Annotated in this window: 3 protein-coding genes; all 3 read left to right on the forward strand. The window is 69.7% G+C overall.

The features are described from left to right. Positions 1 to 454 (forward strand): cytochrome d ubiquinol oxidase subunit II (locus DD1DGNOD_RS03025; protein WP_165036365.1); only part of this gene is annotated, 454 nt, incomplete at its 5' end. Positions 455 to 727: 273 nt separating this feature from the next. Next, positions 728 to 1546, forward strand: coding sequence for a CPBP family intramembrane glutamic endopeptidase (locus DD1DGNOD_RS03030; protein ID WP_430827749.1), 819 nt, complete (start codon positions 728 to 730; stop codon positions 1544 to 1546). Between the two features lie 160 nt (positions 1547 to 1706). Then, positions 1707 to 2160: CYTH domain-containing protein (locus DD1DGNOD_RS28710; RefSeq protein ID WP_241255430.1), on the forward strand; the 454-nt coding region annotated here is incomplete at its 3' end.

Consider the following 2160-nt stretch of genomic DNA (forward strand, 5'->3'; position numbering starts at 1 on the left):
GCCCGAGACCGAGCATCTCGTGGCCGGCTTCCGCCGCCGGGCGTTGAGCGGTGCGGTGGTTGCGGGCGCGCTCGCGGTCGTGCTGCTGCCGTTGCTGTGGCGGGACGCGCCGGTGGTCGCCGAGCGGTTCCCCACCCGCGGTGTTCCGTTCGTGGCCGTGTCGGTGTGTGGTGGGGTGGGGGCGCTGGTCCTGGTCTGGCGGCGTCACTACACCGCGGCGCGGCTGGCGGCGGGCCTCGCGGTGGCAGGGGTGCTGTGGGGCTGGGCTGCCGCCCAGTACCCGGACCTGGTGGTCGGGCAGGTCGCTGCCGCCTCGGCCGCGGCACCCACGCAGAACCTGCGGGCCATGCTGATCGCGATCGGGTTCGGGGTGGCGGTCCTGCTGCCGGCGTTGTTCCTGCTGTTCAGGGTGTTCGCCGACCCGGAACCCGCAGGCGGCGACACTCGTCACTGATGCCGGTTCACCGATGCGGCTTGCTGATGCCGGGTGCGCGGGTACGGAGATCGGTGCGGGGCCGCCGTCCCGGCCGGCCGGTTCGCCCGGGGCCGTTACGTTCGGCAGGTGAAGCTACGCGGCGACGAGCGGGGACCAGCGCAGGCGGACGCCGGCATACGCGCCGGCAACGGCCCTGGGGCGGAACCGGGGGAGAAATCGTGGGACGAACCCGGCGAGGAAGCCGGTGAGGGGCTGGAGGGCCAAGGGCGGCGCGATCATGCTTCTTTCGCGCTGCCGGAGGCTGAAGTTCCGGAGTCACCGGACCAGGGCAGCGGCGACCTTGCCGGCCGCGCACGGTCCCGGCGGCGGCTGCTCGCCCACGAGGTGTGCCTTGTTCTGGGCGTTTCGCTGGGGGCCTCCGCGCTGTGGGCGGTCGTCCGCTACGTCGGCGATCTGACCGCTGCCGGGCCGGTCCGTCAGCAGGTCGCCGAGCTGAACTCCTCGGCAGCTCCGGGACGCCCCTGGCTCGATCTCGCACTGCAACTGGCCGGGATCGTGACCGCGATCGTGCCCGCCTTCCTGGCGCTGCACCTGCTTGTCCGGGATGGCGGAGGGCTTGCCGCCATCGGGCTCGACCGCAGCCGGCCTGCCCGCGACGCCCGCTTCGGAGCCGGGCTCGCCGCGATCGTCGGCGGTGGCGGGCTCGGGCTGTACCTGCTCGCCTGGCACTCCGGCGCGAACCTGACTGTGGTCCCCACGAGCCTGCCGGAGGTGTGGTGGCGCATCCCCGTCCTGGTGCTGTCGGCGGTGCAGAACGCGGTGCTCGAGGAGGTCGTTGTGGTCGGCTACCTGCTGACGAGGCTGCGCCAGCTCGGCTGGGGTGAGCGCACCGCGCTCGCGACTAGCGCGGTGCTGCGAGGCTCGTACCATCTTTACCAAGGGCTCGGCGGTTTCGCCGGAAACTTGATCATGGGCCTGCTGTTCGGCCGGATCTATCAGCGTCGGGGGCGGGTCGGCCCGCTCGTGGTGGCCCACTCCCTGATCGACATTGTTGCTTTTGTCGGTTATGTCGCGCTGGCTGGCAGGGTTTCCTGGTTGCCCATGTCGTGATCAATACTGGAGGAAAATCTCCGGACTGTCAGATGGTTAACATATGCTGAACAACAGTGATCTCTCTGTGGCTCATCGGGCGCAGTCAACGCTATTCCGATGTATCAGCGGTAATTGCGCAGACGGTGATGACACGAGGCGGATATGACGGAGGGTGACCGTGGGTGGCGGGCTGAAGGAAGTGGAACGTAAGTTCGCCGTTGATCCGGCTTTTGTACTGCCAGCCCTGGGCCAGTTGCCAGGAGTGACAGCGGTCAGCGAACCGGAAAGGGTGACGCTGGAGGCCGTCTACTACGACTCCGACGATCTGCGGCTGGCTCAGAACAGGATCACCCTTCGGCGCCGGACGGGCGGGCATGACGAGGGCTGGCATCTCAAGCTGCCGCTGCGCGCCGGCGAGCGTGAGGAGATCCAGCGTCCGCTGGACGCGGCCCCTACCGGCACGGAGGATCGATCGACCGGAACCGACCGAGCACCGGCTGTCAATCCCACGCCGGAGGTGTCCGCGGCCGCTCAGGTAGCCGGCCCGGGTCCCGTCTTGAACCCGGTGGACGCTGTGGACGCTGTGGACACCGGGACGCACGCCGAGGGGGCAGCCCACACTCCACCGGACG

Origin of the sequence: Candidatus Protofrankia californiensis (assembly GCF_900634765.1) — a bacterium.
GTDB classification, from domain to species: domain Bacteria; phylum Actinomycetota; class Actinomycetes; order Frankiales; family Frankiaceae; genus Protofrankia; species Protofrankia californiensis.